The organism is Propioniciclava sp. LT294 (genome assembly GCF_059516005.1).
Genome location: NZ_JCAKNG010000001.1, coordinates 395,798 through 412,133 on the forward strand (window position 1 = coordinate 395,798; position 16,336 = coordinate 412,133).

General features: G+C 70.1%; 15 protein-coding genes and 1 pseudogene. 6 read left to right on the forward strand and 10 right to left on the reverse strand.

The features are described 5' to 3' along the window. The first annotated feature begins 37 nt into the window (after positions 1 to 37). From AC5YDA_RS01855 to AC5YDA_RS01865, 3 genes are read left to right on the forward strand one after another with little or no spacing between them, the layout of a single operon-like run. On the forward strand, positions 38 to 1,549 hold the full coding sequence (locus AC5YDA_RS01855; protein WP_496188199.1) for an aminopeptidase P family protein: 1,512 nt from the start codon (positions 38 to 40) through the stop codon (positions 1,547 to 1,549). Then, positions 1,546 to 2,607 carry a magnesium and cobalt transport protein CorA gene (locus AC5YDA_RS01860; protein WP_496188200.1) on the forward strand — a complete coding sequence of 354 codons (1,062 nt, stop codon included), beginning with the start codon at positions 1,546 to 1,548 and terminating at the stop codon, positions 2,605 to 2,607. The genes AC5YDA_RS01855 and AC5YDA_RS01860 overlap by 4 nt, the downstream gene beginning before the upstream one ends. A gap of 53 nt (positions 2,608 to 2,660) precedes the next feature. Then, entirely contained in the window at positions 2,661 to 3,971 is a 1,311-nt protein-coding gene (locus AC5YDA_RS01865) for a TrpB-like pyridoxal phosphate-dependent enzyme (protein ID WP_496188201.1), read from the forward strand. Positions 3,972 to 4,334: 363 nt separating this feature from the next. Here AC5YDA_RS01865 and AC5YDA_RS01870 read toward each other — a convergent pair. Both AC5YDA_RS01870 and AC5YDA_RS01875 read right to left on the reverse strand, forming a co-directional pair. Beyond that, positions 4,335 to 4,838: pseudogene (locus tag AC5YDA_RS01870) on the reverse strand (YflT domain-containing protein); the annotation flags it as partial. After that, positions 4,835 to 5,791, reverse strand: a complete 957-nt coding sequence (locus AC5YDA_RS01875; protein ID WP_496188202.1) for an HpcH/HpaI aldolase/citrate lyase family protein — start codon at positions 5,789 to 5,791, stop codon at positions 4,835 to 4,837. The pseudogene AC5YDA_RS01870 and the gene AC5YDA_RS01875, both read right to left, overlap by 4 nt. 51 nt (positions 5,792 to 5,842) lie before the next feature. On the opposite strand from AC5YDA_RS01875, the gene AC5YDA_RS01880 reads away from it, so the two are divergent. Further along, positions 5,843 to 7,051, forward strand: coding sequence for an MFS transporter (locus AC5YDA_RS01880; RefSeq protein ID WP_496188203.1), 1,209 nt, complete (start codon positions 5,843 to 5,845; stop codon positions 7,049 to 7,051). 61 nt (positions 7,052 to 7,112) lie between these two features. On the opposite strand, the gene AC5YDA_RS01885 is transcribed toward AC5YDA_RS01880, so the two are convergent. Both AC5YDA_RS01885 and AC5YDA_RS01890 read right to left on the reverse strand, forming a co-directional pair. After that, positions 7,113 to 8,411 carry an Nramp family divalent metal transporter gene (locus tag AC5YDA_RS01885; protein WP_496188204.1) on the reverse strand — a complete coding sequence of 433 codons (1,299 nt, stop codon included), beginning with the start codon at positions 8,409 to 8,411 and terminating at the stop codon, positions 7,113 to 7,115. Positions 8,412 to 8,545: 134 nt separating this feature from the next. After that, the gene (locus AC5YDA_RS01890; protein WP_496188205.1) at positions 8,546 to 9,226 is read right to left on the reverse strand and encodes a GNAT family N-acetyltransferase; all 681 of its coding nucleotides are present in this window, start codon (positions 9,224 to 9,226) and stop codon (positions 8,546 to 8,548) included. A 61-nt stretch (positions 9,227 to 9,287) separates the two neighbouring features. Here AC5YDA_RS01890 and AC5YDA_RS01895 point away from each other — a divergent pair, with 61 nt between their 5' ends. Continuing rightward, a complete protein-coding gene (locus tag AC5YDA_RS01895; protein WP_496188206.1) occupies positions 9,288 to 9,707 on the forward strand; it encodes an OsmC family protein in 420 nt (139 codons plus the stop codon). 103 nt (positions 9,708 to 9,810) lie between these two features. On the opposite strand, the gene AC5YDA_RS01900 is transcribed toward AC5YDA_RS01895, so the two are convergent. The 5 genes from AC5YDA_RS01900 to dapA all read right to left on the reverse strand — a co-directional run bounded on the left by AC5YDA_RS01900 (position 9,811) and on the right by dapA (position 14,259). After that, entirely contained in the window at positions 9,811 to 10,962 is a 1,152-nt protein-coding gene (locus AC5YDA_RS01900) for an Mrp/NBP35 family ATP-binding protein (RefSeq protein ID WP_496188207.1), read from the reverse strand. A 129-nt stretch (positions 10,963 to 11,091) separates the two neighbouring features. Then, entirely contained in the window at positions 11,092 to 11,625 is a 534-nt protein-coding gene (locus AC5YDA_RS01905; RefSeq protein WP_496192726.1) for a DUF1003 domain-containing protein, read from the reverse strand. After that, positions 11,606 to 12,877, reverse strand: coding sequence for a magnesium transporter MgtE N-terminal domain-containing protein (locus tag AC5YDA_RS01910; RefSeq protein ID WP_496188209.1), 1,272 nt, complete (start codon positions 12,875 to 12,877; stop codon positions 11,606 to 11,608). Before AC5YDA_RS01910 ends, AC5YDA_RS01905 begins: the two co-directional genes overlap by 20 nt. Before the next feature lie 22 nt (positions 12,878 to 12,899). After that, positions 12,900 to 13,346: a sec-independent translocase gene (locus AC5YDA_RS01915; RefSeq protein WP_496188210.1), complete on the reverse strand. Its 447-nt coding sequence runs from the start codon at positions 13,344 to 13,346 to the stop codon at positions 12,900 to 12,902. Positions 13,347 to 13,377: 31 nt separating this feature from the next. Next, entirely contained in the window at positions 13,378 to 14,259 is an 882-nt protein-coding gene (dapA, locus tag AC5YDA_RS01920) for a 4-hydroxy-tetrahydrodipicolinate synthase (RefSeq protein ID WP_496188211.1), read from the reverse strand. A gap of 51 nt (positions 14,260 to 14,310) precedes the next feature. Here dapA and AC5YDA_RS01925 point away from each other — a divergent pair, with 51 nt between their 5' ends. Next, complete coding sequence (locus tag AC5YDA_RS01925; protein ID WP_496188212.1) at positions 14,311 to 14,961, forward strand: O-methyltransferase; 651 nt, start codon at positions 14,311 to 14,313, stop codon at positions 14,959 to 14,961. A 78-nt stretch (positions 14,962 to 15,039) separates the two neighbouring features. Here the strand turns inward: AC5YDA_RS01925 and glgC are convergent, their stop codons facing one another. Then, the gene (glgC, locus tag AC5YDA_RS01930; RefSeq protein WP_496188213.1) at positions 15,040 to 16,263 is read right to left on the reverse strand and encodes a glucose-1-phosphate adenylyltransferase; all 1,224 of its coding nucleotides are present in this window, start codon (positions 16,261 to 16,263) and stop codon (positions 15,040 to 15,042) included. Positions 16,264 to 16,336 lie beyond the last annotated feature (73 nt).

Here is a 16,336-nt window from a genome sequence, read left to right on the forward strand (position 1 = left end):
AGAGTGGGTTGCGGCTTGCTCACGCACAGGGAGACCCATGGACAACAAGGACTCGAAGCTGCCCAACCGGCAGACGCCCTTCTCGGACGCGTTCGTCGCGTTCATCCCCCAGGACTGGGCCCCCTATCCCCAGGAGTTGCCCGCACGCCTCCCCGCATCCGAGCACACCCGGTCCCGGCGTGACGCGGTCAGCGCGGCCTTCCCCGGGGAGCGCATCGTCGTGCCCGCCGGCACCCTGCGTGTGCGCAGCAACGACACCGACCATCCCTTCCGGCCGCACTCGGCGTTCGCCCACCTGACGGGGCTGGGCGCCGACCGCGAGCCGGACGCCGTCCTCGTGCTCGAACCCGTCTTCGCCGAGGGGGGCGACGACCCCGATGGGGTCGAGAGCGCCGGGCACACGGCCACCCTGTACTTCAAGCCGCGCGCCCCCCGCACCGACCCCGAGTTCTACGCCGACGCCCGCTACGGCGAGATGTGGGTGGGCCAGCGCGAGTCGCTGGAGGAGATGGGGGCGCTGACCGGGCTGCCCTGCGCGGCGCTGGTCGACCTCCCCGCCGCGCTCAGTGCCCACAACGACCGCATCCCCACCCGTGTGGTCCGCCGGGTCGACGACCGGATCACCCAGCTGCTCGACGAGCTCCGCCGCGCCCACGGCGTCGAGTTCGACCCGGGGGTGGACGACGAACTCGAGGTCATGCTGTCGGAGCTGCGCCTGATCAAGGACGACTTCGAGATCGCGCAGCTGCAGGCGGCCTGCGATGCCACCACCGTCGGCTTCGAGGCCGTGGCGGCGGACTTCCCCACCGCCGTGGCGAAGGGGCGTGGCGAGCGCTGGTGCGAGGGTGTGTTCGCCCTGCACGCGCGCCACCTCGGCAACGACGTCGGGTACGGCAGCATCTGCGCGGCCGGCGACCATGCCAACACCCTCCACTGGATCCGCAACGACGGCGACCTGCATGACGGTGACCTGGTCCTGCTCGACATGGGCGTGGAGGTCGACTCCCTCTACACCGCGGACGTCACCCGCACCCTGCCCGTCAACGGCCGGTTCGCCCCGGCCCAACGCAAGGTCTACGACGCGGTCCTGGCCGCCCAGCAGGCCGGCATCGACGCCGCCCGTGCCGGGCGCACCTTCCACGAGGTCCACGACGCCGCGATCCGGGTCGTCGCGGAGCACCTGCACGCGTGGGGCATCCTCCCGGTCTCCGTGGAGCAGTCCCTCGACCCCGTCGAGGGCGGGCAGCACCGCCGCTGGATGGTCCACGGGACCTCGCACCACCTGGGCCTCGACGTCCACGACTGCGCCCAGGCCCGCAAGGAGTTCTACCGTGAGGGCACCCTGCGCCCGGGCATGTGCATCACCGTGGAGCCGGGCATCTACTTCAAGGCCACCGACCTGCTCGTGCCGGAGGAGTTCCGCGGCATCGGCGTCCGGATCGAGGACGACATCGTCATCACCGACGGCGAGCCGCTGATCCTGTCCCGGGCGCTCCCGCGCGACCCGGATGACGTCGAGGCGTGGATGGCCGAGCGGCTGGGTCGATGACGGAAGCCGGCGCTGCGGGTTGGGAGGCGGTCCGGCAACGCCTGGACCTGCCTCGCGACGATCCTGACCGCGCACACATGGGCTGGCACTGGTACGTGGATGGCGTCGTGCAGCCCGAGCCGGACCTGGCCTTCGCCGCCGAGCAGGCCCGAGCCGGCCGGGGGTTCGTCTGGTGCGGGCTCAAGGATCCCGATGACCCCACGATGCGGGCCTTCCAAGAGATGTTCGGCCTGCACGAGCTCGCCACCGCGGACGCCGTCGAGGGGCACACCCGCTCCAAGCTGGAGATCTTCGACGACTCGCTGTTCATGGTCGTCTCCACGGTCGACTACGTCCCCCACCGCACCCTGACCGCGACCTCGGAGATCGTGTCGACGGGTGAGGTGATGGCCTACGTCGGGCCCTGGTTCGTGCTGACGTCGCGGCGCGGCGGCCGTCCGTTCATGAACCGCATCCGCGCGGCACTCGAGGCCACCCCCCACGAGCTGGCCGAGGGCCCTTGGCGCATCCTGTACGCCATCCTCGACCATGTCGTGGACGACTTCACCGAGACGGTGACCGAGATCGAGCAGGACGTCGACGCCGTCGAGGAGGTGGTGTTCGCCCCCGATGTCCGCACGGACGTGGACGGGGTCTACCACCTCAAGCGTGAGCTCATCGAGTTCAAGCGCTGCCTCATGCCCCTGGCCCTGCCCCTGCAGCGACTGCAGAGCGACCGGCTGCCGAACGTGCCCGCCGAGGCGCGCGCCTACTTCCGGGAGGTCTCCGACCACCTGACGGCAGCGCGCGAGTCGACCGCCGCGCTGGACGAGGTGCTGACCGCGCTCATCCAGTCAGCACTCACCCGGGTGTCGCTGTCGGACAACCAGGACATGCGCCGCATCTCGGCGGCGGTGGCGATGTTCGCCGTCCCCACCACGATCGGGGCGATCTACGGCATGAACTTCGACAACATGCCCGAACTCCACTCCGAGTACGGGTACTTCATCGTGCTGGGGGTGATGGCGGCCTTCGTCATCGGCATCGCGGTCTTCTTCACCAGGCGCGGATGGCTGTAGGAAGCGCGTCGAGATGACCCCGGGCGCCGGTGCGGCGCCCCTAGAGTTGCGCCATGGCCGAACCCACAAAGGTGTTCCTCGACGAGGACGACATCCCCACGCACTGGTACAACATCGCTGCGGACTTCCCCACCGCCGCTCCCCCGCACCTGCACCCGGGCACCCAGGAGCCCTTGACCGCCGCGGACATGGGCGCCCTCTTCCCCGACGGTCTCATCGAGCAGGAGTTGTCGACCGAGCGGTGGATCGAGATCCCTGAGGCGGTCCAGGAGATCTACCGCCTGTGGCGTCCCAGCCCGCTGCACCGCGCCCGCCGCCTGGAAGCCGCGCTCGGCACGACCGCGCGCATCTACTACAAGTACGAGGGCGAGAGCCCGGTGGGTTCGCACAAGACGAACTCGGCCGTGCCGCAGGCGTACTACAACAAGCTCGCCGGCCGGAAGCGCTTGACCACCGAGACGGGCGCCGGCCAGTGGGGCGCCGCGCTGGCGTTCGCGACCCAGGTCTTCGGCCTCCGGTGCGACGTGTGGCAGGTGCGCAACACGTACGACACCAAGCCGTACCGCCGCATCCTGATGGAGACCTTCGGTGCGTCCGTCACTCCCAGCCCGTCCGACAAGACCGAGGCCGGACGCGCGCTGCGGGAGCGGTTCCCGGACACCACCGGCTCGCTCGGCATGGCGATCTCCGAGGCGATCGAGGAGGCCGTCAAGGATCCGGACGCCTCGTACTCGCTGGGGTCCGTGTTGAACCACGTCGCCCTGCACCAGAGCGTCATCGGCCAGGAGGCGCTCAAGCAGTTGGCCAAGTTCGGCGAGCAGATGCCCGACTTCCTGTTCGCGTGTGCGGGTGGCGGGTCGAACCTCGCCGGCATCTCATTCCCGTTCATCCGGGAGAACCTCGAGGGCCGCGCACGCGTCGACATCGTCGCCTGCGAACCGGCCGCCGCTCCGTCGCTGACCCAGGGCGAGTACCGCTACGACTTCGGCGACGCCTCCGGCATGACTCCGCTGCTCAAGATGTACACGCTCGGCAGCGACTTCGTCCCCGACCCGGTCCACGCCGGCGGCCTCCGCTACCACGGCATGGCGCCGCTGGTCTCGCACGCCTACCACGAGGGCCTGCTGCGGGCGACCGCCGTCAAGCAGCGCGAGGCGTTCGCGGCCGGCGTGACGTTCGCCAGGGCCGAGGGCATCGTGCCGGCCTCGGAGTCGAACCACGCCATCGCCGGAGCCATCGCCCAGGCGAAGAAGGCCACCGAGGACGGCACCTCGCCGGTGATCCTCATCGGCGTCTCCGGCTCGGGCCAACTCGACCTGCCGGCCTATGCGGAGTTCCTCGCCGGGACCATGCTGGACGCCTGATCCCCCGAAACCCACGAACGCGGTTCCTCGCCCCGGCGAGGAACCGCGTTCGTGTCGGTCGGCTCAGCGCTCCGACGGACCCGATTCCGAGGAGCCCGAGGACGGCGGACGCCAAGGACCATCGGGGTCGGCGGGGTGCCACGGCTGCTGGCCGGGCTGCTGCTGGCCCGGGCCGGGCCACGGCGCGGGCTGCTGGGGTTGGCCCTGCTGTCCGGGCTGCGGCCAGGGCTGCCCCGGCGGCTGGCCCTGCTGCCACGGCTGCTGCGGGCCCTGCTGCCACGGCTGGCCCTGGCCGCCCTGTTGCCACGGCTGGGACTGGGGGCCCTGCTGCCACGGCTGGCCCTGGGGCCCCGTCGGGTTGTTGAACTGGGACGCCCGCGCACCCGGCGCCTGCGCCAGCAGTTCGCGCGCCTGGGCGACGACCTTGTGCTCACACAGGAGCTCGTACTTGGTGGCGATCGTCTGCGTGACCGACGTGAAGTCGCGCTGGCCACGGCTGACGGCGTACCCGAGCACGGCGAAGAGGAGGCCGATCGCCACGCCGATGACCAGCGCGGTGAGTAGTTGGCCCAAGAAGTTCTGGCTCGGGAACAGGATCATCATGAAGATCGCCACGATGAAACCGGTCGACAGGCCGCTCATCATGCCCTGGCCCAGGACGGTGCCCCACGTGCGGCGTCCGGTGACCCGCTCCACGAGGCGCAGGTCGGTGCCGACGATCGCGAGGTTGCCCACCGGGAAGTGCTGGTCGGCGAGGTGGTCGACGGACTTCTGGGCCTCGGCGTAGGTGGCGTACACGCCCAGCGACTGTGGGTACTCCAAGCGGAACAGCGCCTGGTTTCCGGCGATCGGGTTCTGCTGTGTCATCGGTGTTCCCTTCCTGCCCCCATGCCGGCGGCCTGCCCGCGAGCGACGATCGCCCCGGCCAGCTTGACTCCTGCCTCGTCCACCATCTCGTCATCGACCACGATCGCACCGCGGGCCCCGCCGTCGAACGACGCGGCCCTCGCATAGGCGTCCACGATGCGGTGCGCGCGCTCGAAATCCTCAACGCGCGGCGAGAAGGCGGCATTCCCCGCCTCGACCTGCAGGGGGTGGAGTACCCACTTGCCGTCATACCCGAGCGCGGCGGCCCGGGCCGCGGACGCCTCGAACCCCGCAACGTCGCGGATCGCCACGTAAGGGCCGTCGATCGCCTGCAGGCCGTGCGCGCGGGCCGCGACGAGGATCGACATCAGCACGTGGTGGAAGGCGTCCGCCGGGTAGCCCGCCGGCTGGGCGCCGACGTTGAGCCCGCCCATGCCGAGCGATGCCATGAAGTCGCCGGGCCCGTACACCAGGCTCTCCAGCCGGGGTGAGGCGGCTGCGATCTCGGCGACGTGGAGGAGACCGACGGCGTCCTCGATCTGCGCCTCGATGCCGATACCGCCCACGACGAGTCCGGCCCCCTGCTCCACCTGGGTGACCAGCAGATCCAGGGCGACCACCTGGGACGCGGCGGTCACCTTGGGCAGGACCAGGCAGTCGATGCGCGCGCCCGCTCCGCCGACGACCTCGGCCACGTCGCGGAAGGTCCAGGGCGTCGACCAGTCGTTGACCCGCACGGTGACGGTGGGTGCGATGAACCCCGCCGGGTCGTTCAGCGCGTCGACGATCCGGCGGCGCGACTGCTCCTTGACGGCCGGGGCCACGGCGTCCTCCAGGTCGAGGAAGAGGGCGTCGACGCGCAGGTCGCGGGCCTTGGCGATGAAGCGGTCGGAACTCCCGGGCACGGCGAGCACCGTGCGGCGGACGCGGGAGGGACGGGTCGGACGGGGCATGCGCCCAGCCTAGGGTGACGGGCCCGGCGGTGGGGCCGCTAAGGTGCGCGCGTGACCCTCGCCCGACCCACTCCCGGATCCGCCTGGTTCGTCATCCTGGGCGGAGTCAGTGCCGCGCTCCACGTGGCGAAGCTCTCCCCCGCCATCCCGGCGCTGCAACGCGACCTCGGGGTCTCGCTGGTGACCTCCGGGCTCCTGCTCTCGCTGGTGCTCCTGGCCAGCGCCCTGACGGGACTGTTCGTCGGTCTGCTCGTGGAGCGTTTCGGCCTGCGTCGCAGCCACCTGGTGGGCCTGGGCGTGCTCAGTGCGGCCGGTTTCGCGGGCGGCTTCGCGCCGGACGAGGCCGTCCTGCTGGTGCTGCGGGCGGTCGAGGGCATCGGGTTCCTGCTGGCCACGGTGCCGGCTCCCGCGCTGGTCCGGCGGCTCGTCACCCCACACCGGTTGACCCGCATGCTGGGCTTCTGGTCCGCCTTCATCCCGGTGGGAGCCGCCGGCGCCCTGCTGGTCGGGGCCAGCGTCATCGACGTGTGGCGCTGGCCGGGTTGGTGGTGGCTGACGGCCACGGCCTCCGCGGTGGCCGCACTTCTCGTCCGGTGGCGTGTGCCGGCCGACCCGGCGCACCGTGGGTCCGCGGACGGGGTTGCGTTGTCGGTGGGGAACCGCGCGAGGCAGACCCTGGTCCACCCCGCCCCTTGGCTGCTCGCCCTGACGTTCGCGTGCTACTCCCTGCAGTGGCTCGCCGTGATCGGCTTCCTGCCGTCGGTCTACGCCGCCTCAGGCTGGGGGCCCGCGACGGTCGCCGTGCTGGCCGCACTCGTGGCCCTGGCGAACGTCGTCGGCAACGTGGGTGCGGGCTTCGCGTTGCACCATGGGGTCGGGCCACGCACCACGTTGCTGGCCGGCTTCACCGCGATGGCGCTGGGTGCGGTCCTGGCCTTCGCCTCACCGACGTCGGGGCTTCCCCTCGTCCAGTACTCCGGCGCGCTCCTGTTCTCGGCATTCGGCGGTCTGGTGCCGGGCACGCTGTTCGCGATCGCGCCGCGCCTGGCCCCCAGCGAGCGCACGATCTCCACCACGGTCGGCTGGATGATGCAGTGGTCGGCGTTGGGACAGCTCGCGGGCCCGCCCCTGGTGGCCTCACTGGCCACGCTCGTCGGTGGCTGGCAGCTCACGTGGCTCGCCACCGGATCGGCGTCCGTGGTGGGGATCCTGCTGGCCGTCCTCGTCACCGCCCACGCGACCCGGCGCGCGGCCCACTGACGCGTGGAGGGGCGCCCGCGCATCCGCGGGCGCCCCTCCAGGCTCCGGTCCGAACTCGTGACTAGGTGATGGCCTGCCAGAGCTGGTAGACGCCCAGGATGCCGAACAGCAGCGCCGTGATGCCGAGGGCGATGTTCTGCACGAGGCTGTTGCGCCACTCCTTCGGGATGTGTCGTCCGTTCAGCAGGCCGAGGTTCGCGATCGCCATGAACGGCATGAACAGGGATCCGAGGACGCCGTAGGCGATGATCAGGCCGAACGGCTGGTCGAGGAACAACAGCATCATGGGCGGGAAGGTGAGCCAGAGCAGGTACCACTTGAAGTACTTGCCCCCCACGCGGGTGTCCGGGTGCCCCTCCTCGAGACCGCGCATGCGACCCATGAAGTCGGCGAACATCAGGGAGACGCCGTTCCACACACCGATGACGGACGAGAACGCCGCCGCGAAGAAGCCGATCAGGAAGGCCTTGCCGACCACCACGCCGTAGCGCGCCTCAAGGACGGTGGTGAGGTCGAGCAGGCCCTTGTCGCCGGCACTGAGCTTGACGCCGGCAGCGCTGACCACCTCGGCGCCGACGATCATCATCGACACGACGAAGATGCCGGTCACGACGTAGGCCATCGTGTTGTCGATGCGCATGACCTTCATCCACTTGGGCGTGTACCAGCCCTTCTCACGCAGCCAGTAGCCGTAGGCAGCCAGGGTGATGGTGCCGCCGACCCCGCCGGCCAGCGCGAGGGTGTACATGACCCCGTTGGGATCATCCGGCAGCCGCGGGATCAGGCCGTTGAGCATCGCCGGGATGTTGGGCGTCGCGATGGCCGCCAGCGCGACGATCGTGATGAACATCACGCCCACCAGCGCAGCGGTCACCTTCTCGACGATCGCGTAGCGGTTGAACCACACGAGCAGGAAGCCCACGATGCCCGTGACGATGGCGAACACCTTCAGCGGCACCTGCGGGAACAGCGCGGCCAGCGGCAGCGCGGTCGAGGACATCGCGCTGGCGCCGTACACGAAGCCCCAGATGACGATGTACGGCGCGAAGTAGAAGGTCGTCCACCTGCCCAGGCGGCGCCAGCCCTCGAACATCGTGTAGCCGGTCGCGAGGGAGTACCGTCCCGCACCCTCGACCAGGACGATCTTCAGGATCACACCGACGATGACCGCCCACAGCAACAGGTAGCCGTAGCGTGAGCCGGCGACGAGGGTCGCCACCATGTCGGCCGCACCCACGCCGGTTCCGGCCACCACGATGCCCGGCCCGATGATCTTCCACTTGGCGACCCGGCCGCCGTCGTCGTCCACTCGTTCGTGATGACCGACCTTCCGGCCGTCGTCGACTGTTTCCTCGTGCATAGGACCCCTTCGTCTTCACTGCGGACGCATCAGGACAGTGCGTCTTCTTTGGCAACGTAGCGGGCTGCCCGAGGGGCCTGCCACTCCGACACAGCGGATTTCAACAGTCGACCCGGGATTCGAAAGAGTCGCCCTCAGGCGAGCGGGACTGCCAGGTTGACGCCGTGGGCGGTGAGCCCGAGCCGTTGGGCGACAGCACGCGAGGCGATGTTGGTGCGTGCCACCCGGAACGCGGCGAACCCGGACTTCTGGACGCCGGCCGCCAGGGCCGCCGCGGCGACCTCGACACCCACGCCTCGGCCTCGGGCCTGCGGGGCGACGAGCACGCCGACGTCGACGGGCCAGCCCCACAGCGTGGTCAGCACGGACGCCGCGACGAGGTGGTCTCCCTCGATGACGCCGAAGCTGGCCTGCGGCGTCTTGTCGAAGCCTGCCTCACTCCACTCCGCGGCGGACACGAGGGGGCGGAGTTCCTCGCGATCCTCGGGTTCGGTCAGGACGGCGGAGGAGGTCAACGGGGTGGTGTGGTCGGCCCAGAAGTGGTCGGCGGGGCCGAGGACGGGGCCGGTCGCGAGCGGCTCCCACGTGGCGGGGTCGACGAGGGCTCCCGGCTCGTGGGCCAGGGCGAGTTCCGCCACCTGCGCGACACGGGCGAGCGGGGCGTCCACGTAGGCGTGGTCGCCCAGCAGCAGCACCAGCGCGGCGTCATGGGGGCGTCCGGAGGCGGCCACCGTGACCGGGAGCAGACCTGGGACGGGCACCCCGAACCGACGGGACCAGTGCCCTTCGATCCGGGTGCGCGTCGCGGCGTCCATCTGCGCAGCCTAGCGCCGCGTGAGCACTGCGCGCGGGAGGTGCGCCCGGCATGATGGCCTCATGAGCGATGCACCAGCGACCACCGTGACCCTCACCCGCCGCGACCTCATGCAGTACGTGGCCACCAACGGCCGGGGCGCCACCATCCAGATCGGCGGGGAGGGCAACTTCTCCCCCGTCGAACTCCTGCTCGCCGCCATCGGCGGGTGCACCGCCGTCGACGTGGACGTGATGACGTCCCGTCGCGCCGAGCCGGAGGTGTTCGAGGTCGTCTCCTCGGGCCGCAAGATGACGGAGGGCGGCAACCACATGGAGGACCTCACGGTCACGTTCCGCCTGCGGTTCGCCGAGGACGCGGACGGCGACAAGGCCCGCTCGCGCATCGAGCCCGCGATCAAGGCCTCCCACGAGCGCGACTGCACCGTCTCCCGCACCGTCGAACTCGGCACCCCGATCGCGTTCGTGGTCGAGGAGGCCTGAGTCTGAACTCGCCCCCCGTGTTGCATTTCCGGGTGGAACAACCCCAAGGATCCTTGGGGTTGTTCCACCCGGAAATGCAACACGGGGGGCGAGACGGGTGGGCTCAGCTCACCACGAGGTTCAGCTTGCGACCCGCGAGGCCCCGCCTGCGGGTGGCGAGCCTCTCGGCCAGGCCGGTCAGTGCGTGGGCAGCCGGGTTGTCCGCATGGGTCCTGACCAGCGGGACGCCCTCGTCGCCGGACGCGCTCATGGCCGGGTCGATCGGAACCTCGGCCAGCAGCGGGACGTCGTAGCCCAGGCGCAACGTCAGGGCCTCGGAGACGCGCGCGCCGCCGCCCGTCCCGAACAGGTCGACGCGGTGGGTCTCGGCGCAGTGCGGGCACGTCGACTCGAGGTAGGCCATGTTCTCGATCACGCCGATGACCTTCTGGTCGACCATGGACGCCATGGTCCCGGCCCGCTCGGCGACCTCGGCCGCCGCCTGCTGCGGGGTGGTCACGACGATGACCTCGGCGTTGGGCAGCTTGGTGCCCAACGACATGGCGACATCGCCGGTGCCCGGGGGCAGGTCGACGAGCAGGAAGTCGAGGTCACCCCAGTAGACGTCGGCGAGGAACTGCTGCAGCGCCCGGTCGAGGATCGGCCCGCGCCACGCGATCACCTGGTCGCGGGACTGCTTGAGCATGCCGATGGAGATGACCTTCAGATCACCGGCGGGCACCGGCAGGATCATGTCGTCGATGCCGGTGACGTCGGCGTCCGCGATGCCCAGCATCGGGGGGATCGAGTGGCCGTAGATGTCGGCGTCCAGCACGCCCACCTTCTTGCCCCGGGCCGCCAGCGCCTGGGCGAGGTTGACGGTGATCGACGACTTGCCGACCCCGCCCTTGCCTGAGGCGATGAGCAGCACCTGGGTCAGGTTGTCCGCGTTCGCGAACGGGATCGCCCGCTCCTTCACGCCCCCGCGGAGCTTCGTCTTCAGTTCGTCGCGCTGCTCGTCCGACATGACACCGAAGTCGAGGTCGAGCCCGGTCAGGCCCTCGACACCCTGCAGCGCCGCGTGCACGTCGTGCTCGATGGTGCCACGCATGGGGCACCCCGAGATCGTCAGCAGGACCTTGACCCGGGCGAACCCGTCCTCGTCCACCTCGACCTTCTCCACCATGCCGAGTTCGGTGATGGGCTTGTGGATCTCCGGGTCGTTGACGCGGGACAGCACGTCCCACACTGCGGCGTTCAGGCTCTCGACAGACATGGGCCCCACCTTACTGAGCCTCGTGGGCGTCTCCCACATGCTGCCCTGCGTGGACGCCGGACACGCGCGGCGTCGAATGGTGCTCGCCGCGAGCCCGAGGGCGAGGGCGAACGGGGGACACCCCGGCCCTCACTGCTCCGTGCGCCGCTTGTCCCGCTTGTCCCGCTTCGGCGCCTCGGGCGCCGGGTCATCATCGCGGCTGAGCTCCTCCACCAAGTCGCGGAGTTCGCCCCGGATGAAGTCGCGGGTGGGCATGTCGTTGATCCGCATGCGCAACGAGGCGATCTCGCGGGCGAGGAAGTCCATGTCGGCCCGCGACTGGGCCGCGACCTCCCGGTCGCGCTCGGCGGTGACCCGGTCCCGGGCCTCCTGCCGGTTCTGCGCCAACAGGATCAGCGGTGCGGCGTAGGAGGCCTGCAGCGAGAGCAACAGGGTGAGGAAGATGTAGGGGAAGGGGTCGTTGAGCAGGTGCGGCGCGATGTTGTTGATGATGGTCCAGGCGATGATGAACACCGTCATCCAGATGAGGAACCGCGCGGTGCCCATGAACCGGGCGAAGCCCTCGGCGAAGGCGCCGAACGCGTCCTCGGAGAACTTGATCTTCGGCCACCACCTCCGGTGGCGTCCGGGCGTGTTGAGGCGGTCAGGCGGACGCTGGGCCATCGCTCACCCCTTCGGCCAACTGCAGGCCCCGCCAGTCGGTGGGGAGGATGTGGTCGAGCACGTCGTCGACGGTGACCGCACCGACCAGCAGGCCCGCGTCGTTGACCACCGGCGCGCAGACCAGGTCGTAGGTCGCGAAGTAGCGGCTGACCGAGGCGACGTCGTGGTGCGGGTGGAGCGGGGTGATCGACCCGTCCACGAGGCCGGCGGCGAGCACGGACGGGGGCTCCCGCAGCAGCCGCTGGATGTGGACCGCCCCCAGGTAGCGCCCGGTGGGGGTGTCGAGGGGCGGACGGCACAGGAACGCCAGGGCGGCCAGCGCCGGCGTGATCTCCTCGTTGCGCAGCAGGGCCAGGCAGTCGGCCACGGTGGCGTCCGGCCCCAGGACGACCGGCTCCGGCGTCATGAGGCCACCGGCGGTGGCCGCGTCGTAGTTCAGCAGGAGCCGGACGTCCTCGGCGTCCTCGGGCTCCATCCGCTCGAGCAGGGTCTCGGCGAGTTCGGGGGTCAGCTCTGCGATCAGGTCAGCGGCGTCGTCGGGGTCCATCTCCTCGAGGATGTCGGCCGCCCGCTCGGTGTCCATCGTCTGGATGACGCGCACCTGCTCCGCCTCCGGCATCTCCTCCAGGGCCTCGGCGAGGAGTTCGTCGTCCAGCGCCTCGACGACCTCGGCCCGGCGCTCCGGGCTCATCTCATGCAGTTCGCGCGCCACGTCTGCCGGCTTCATCTCGGACAGCTGCGCCAACACCTGGTCGGTGCCCTGGCCCGAGTCGACGAAGAAGTCGGGCACCTCTGTCCAGTCGACGATGACCACGTGCCCCCGTGCGAACGGGGAGCGGCTGGTCACCTCGCGCAGCGCGACCTCACCGACCTCCCACGCGCCTCGGGCGCGGGTCTGCATGATGGCCACGTCGTAGATGGTGGTCGCCGGAGCGCCGCCCCAGTTGACCTTCTTGTCGAACAGGTCCTCGAAGACGAGCGACTCGTACTCCCGGCGCTGGAACGCGACCGTGTTGACGACGCCCGAGATGATGACCTGCTGGGCGTCGATGGAGTGCACGCGCTCCATGGGCAGGAACACCCTCCGAAGGCGCAACAGCTCCACCACGAGTCCCTTGACCCGTGGCGAACGCGCGTTCGCGCGGTTCTGCACGACCACGTCGCGGACCTTGCCGACCTGGTCCCCACTGGCGTCCAGCACGGGAAGGCCCTTGATGCGCGAGGTGAAGATCGAGGAAGGCAACCCACTCACGGTGCGAAGGTTATCGCACGCGTCACGTCGCCTCGGGGTCGAACGGAACCCTGCTCGGCACCACCCTGTCCGCGTCCGGGCCGTCGCTCCCGGCGGCGTCCGACGGCGATGGGTTCGCACCCTCCGGGGCGGCGTCGGGCGAACCCGCGTTCCGCGCGTCCTCCAGCGTGTTGCGCACCAACGTGCCGCTGGAGAGGGCCTCGTCCCGGATCTGGCGGAGGTCCTCGACCTCCTCACCGCTGAGCAGGTGCTTGCTCACGAACGTCTTGGGGTTCAGGTCCGCCAGGCTGATGTCGGCGAAGTCGTCGCCCAGCTCCTTGCGGAGCTGGCCACGGGCGTCGTTCCCGATGCGGCGCAGGTAGCTCAGGACGCGCGCCGCCTTGCGGGCGAGCTCGGGCAACTTCTCGGGACCGAACACGATGATCGCGAGGACCACCAGCGCGGTGATCTCCCAGAGGTTGAAGTCCATCCCGTGTGACCTCGCTCGTGCCGCGCCCGGGTCAGAGCCCGGCGGCCTCGAGGAGTTGGACGAACGTACGCGCCTGCGCTGGGCTCGCCGGCTTGAGCGGACGGCGCAGCACCGCGGGATTGAACCCACGAGCGGCCAAGCCGGCCTTGACCAGCATACAGCCCTGCGTCGCGAACACCCCGGTGTACACGGGGAGCAGGCGACGGTAGACCTCCAGCGCATCCTGCTGGGCGCCCTCGGCGAGGAGGTCCATCCACTCCTTGGTGACGGCGCCGCTGAAGTGCGTCGACGTCCCCACCACGCCGACACCGCCGATGGACATGAGGGGCAGCGTGACCGCATCGTCGCCGGAGTAGTAGGCCAGGTCGGTCGCCGCCATCACCCGTGCCGAGCTGACCAGGTCACCCTTGGCGTCCTTCACCGCGACGATGAGCGGGTGGCGGGCCAGCTCGATGATCGTCTCCTCGGGGATCGGGATCGCCGAGCGGCCGGGGATGTCGTAGAGCATGACCGGCAGGTCGGTCGCGTCGGCCACGAGCAGGAAGTGCTCCAGCAGGGCATCGGCGGGGGGCTTGCTGTAGTACGGCGTCACGACCAAGAGGCCGTCGCAGCCCGCCTCCACCGCGTCCCGGCAGCGCTTGATGGTGGCGGCCGTCTCGTTGGTGCCGACACCGGCGATGACCTGGGCGCGGTCTCCCACCTCGCTGACGACGGCCTTGAGCAGTGCGCTCTTCTCGTCGTCGTCCGTGGTCGGGGACTCCCCCGTGGTGCCGTTCACCACGAGCGAGTCGTTGCCCTGCTCGTCGACCAGATACGCGGCGAGGCGCCTGGCCTCGTCGAGGTCGAGGGATCCGTCGTCGTGGAAGGGCGTCACCATGGCCGTGATGAGGCGCCCGAAGGGAGGATGGGCCATGCGCGACAGTCTAGGACACCCCCGGGCCAAGTCTGACGATAAGGTGGGCGCGTGAACGCAGCCGCGAAGCCCGCCGCCTCCCACCCGTCCGCCGCCGCATGGGCCGAGTCGTTCGTCCCCGAGGCCGCCGGGGCCGCTGATGCCCGCGCGGCCGCCGAGGGCATGGGCCTCACTCCCGTCTCCCCCGGCGTGTCCGCCACGCTGGCGTTCCTCGCCCGCACCACGGGCGCACGAGCCGTCGTCGAGATCGGCACCGGCACCGGCGTGTCGGGGCTGGCGCTGCTGTCGGGAATGGTGCCCGAGGGCGTCCTGACGTCGATCGACAGCGAGCCCGAACACCAGGCCGCAGCCCGCACCGTCTTCGCCGCCGCCGGCCACCCCGCACGGCGCGCACGCCTCATCGCCGGTCCCGCCCTGCAGGTCCTGCCCAAGCTGAGCGACGACGCCTACGACATGGTCCTCGTGGACGGCGACGAACTGGAGTACGTGGAGTACGTCGAGCAGGGCCTGCGCCTGCTGCGCTCCGGGGGGCTTCTTGTCCTGCACGGCGCGCTCGCCGGCGGGCGCATCGCGGACGACTCCAACGAGGATGACGAGGTCGTCATCATCCGGGAGGCCCTGGCTGCGGTTCTGGAGTCCGACGAGCTCTCCCCGATCGTCCTGCCCATCGGCGACGGCCTGCTGGTCGCACTGCGCAGCTGAGGGCTCCGGCGACCTCAGCCCACGACCGAACGCCCGACGGCCCCGCGGAGAATCCGCGGGGCCGTCGCGTTGCTGCGGTCAGGCGCTGACGCGTCCACCCTTGGTGACCACCGTGATGCCCGAATCCGACACGTGGAAGCCACGCGCCAAGTCGGCCTCGCGGTTGACACCGACCTCGGCGCCGTCGTCCACGATGACGTTCTTGTCGAGGATCGCGCGGCGGATGACCGCGTTGCGGCCGATGCGGGCGCCGGAGAAGACCACCGACTCCTCGACCTTGGCCCACTTGTCGACGACCACGTTCGGGGACAGCACGGAGCGGTCGACGTCGCCGCCGGAGATGATGCTGCCGGCCGAGACGATCGAGTCCTCAGCGGTGCCGCGCAGCGTGAACTTCGCCCCGGGCGCCTGAGCCTGCTGCGTGAAGATCGGCCACTGCCGGTTGTACAGGTTGAACTCGGGCTCGACGCTGACCAGGTCCATGTGGGCTGCGTGGTAGGCGTCGATGGTCCCCACGTCGCGCCAGTAGCTGCGGTCCTTGTCGGTGGACCCGGGCACGTCGTTCTGCGTGAAGTCGTAGACCTGGGCCTGACCCTTGTTCACGAAGAAGGGGACGACGTTGCCGCCCATGTCGTGCTTGGAGTCCGGGTCCTCGGCGTCCGCCTTCAGCATCTCCACGAACGCCTTGCGGGTGAAGATGTAGTTGCCCATCGAGGCGAAGGACTGGTCCGGGCTGTCGGGCAGTCCGGGCGGGTCGGCCGGCTTCTCGAGGAACTGGTTGATCTTGTTGTCGTCGGCAGCGTCGATGATGCCGAAGGCGGAGGCTTCCGACCGCGGGACGCGGATGCCCGCCACCGTGCACTCCAGGCCGGAGTCGATGTGCGACCGGAGCATCTCACTGACATCCATGCGGTAGATGTTGTCGGCGCCGAACACCACGATGTAGTCCGGGTCCTCGTCCGTGATGAGGTTCAGCGATTGGTAGATGGCGTCCGCGCTGCCCTGGTACCACTGCTTGCCCGTGCGCTGCTGTGCCGGCACCGAGGCGACGAAGCTGCCCAGGAGCGTCGACATGCGCCACGTCTGGGCGATGTGCCGGTCGAGGGAGTGCGACTTGTACTGGGTCAGTACGGCCAGCTTCGTGAGGCCGGAGTTCGCAAGGTTGGACAGGACGAAGTCAATGAGGCGGTAGGTGCCGCCAAAGGGAACCGCCGGCTTGGCCCGGTCGGCGGTGAGAGGCATCAGACGCTTGCCCTCGCCACCGGCCAGGACAATCGACAGGACATTCGGTCGATTGCTCATGCCCCCAACCTAGGCCACCCGACCCCGGCGAGCGCTGCAAATCCCATAACTGTCACGCCGACTTCACCGGGGT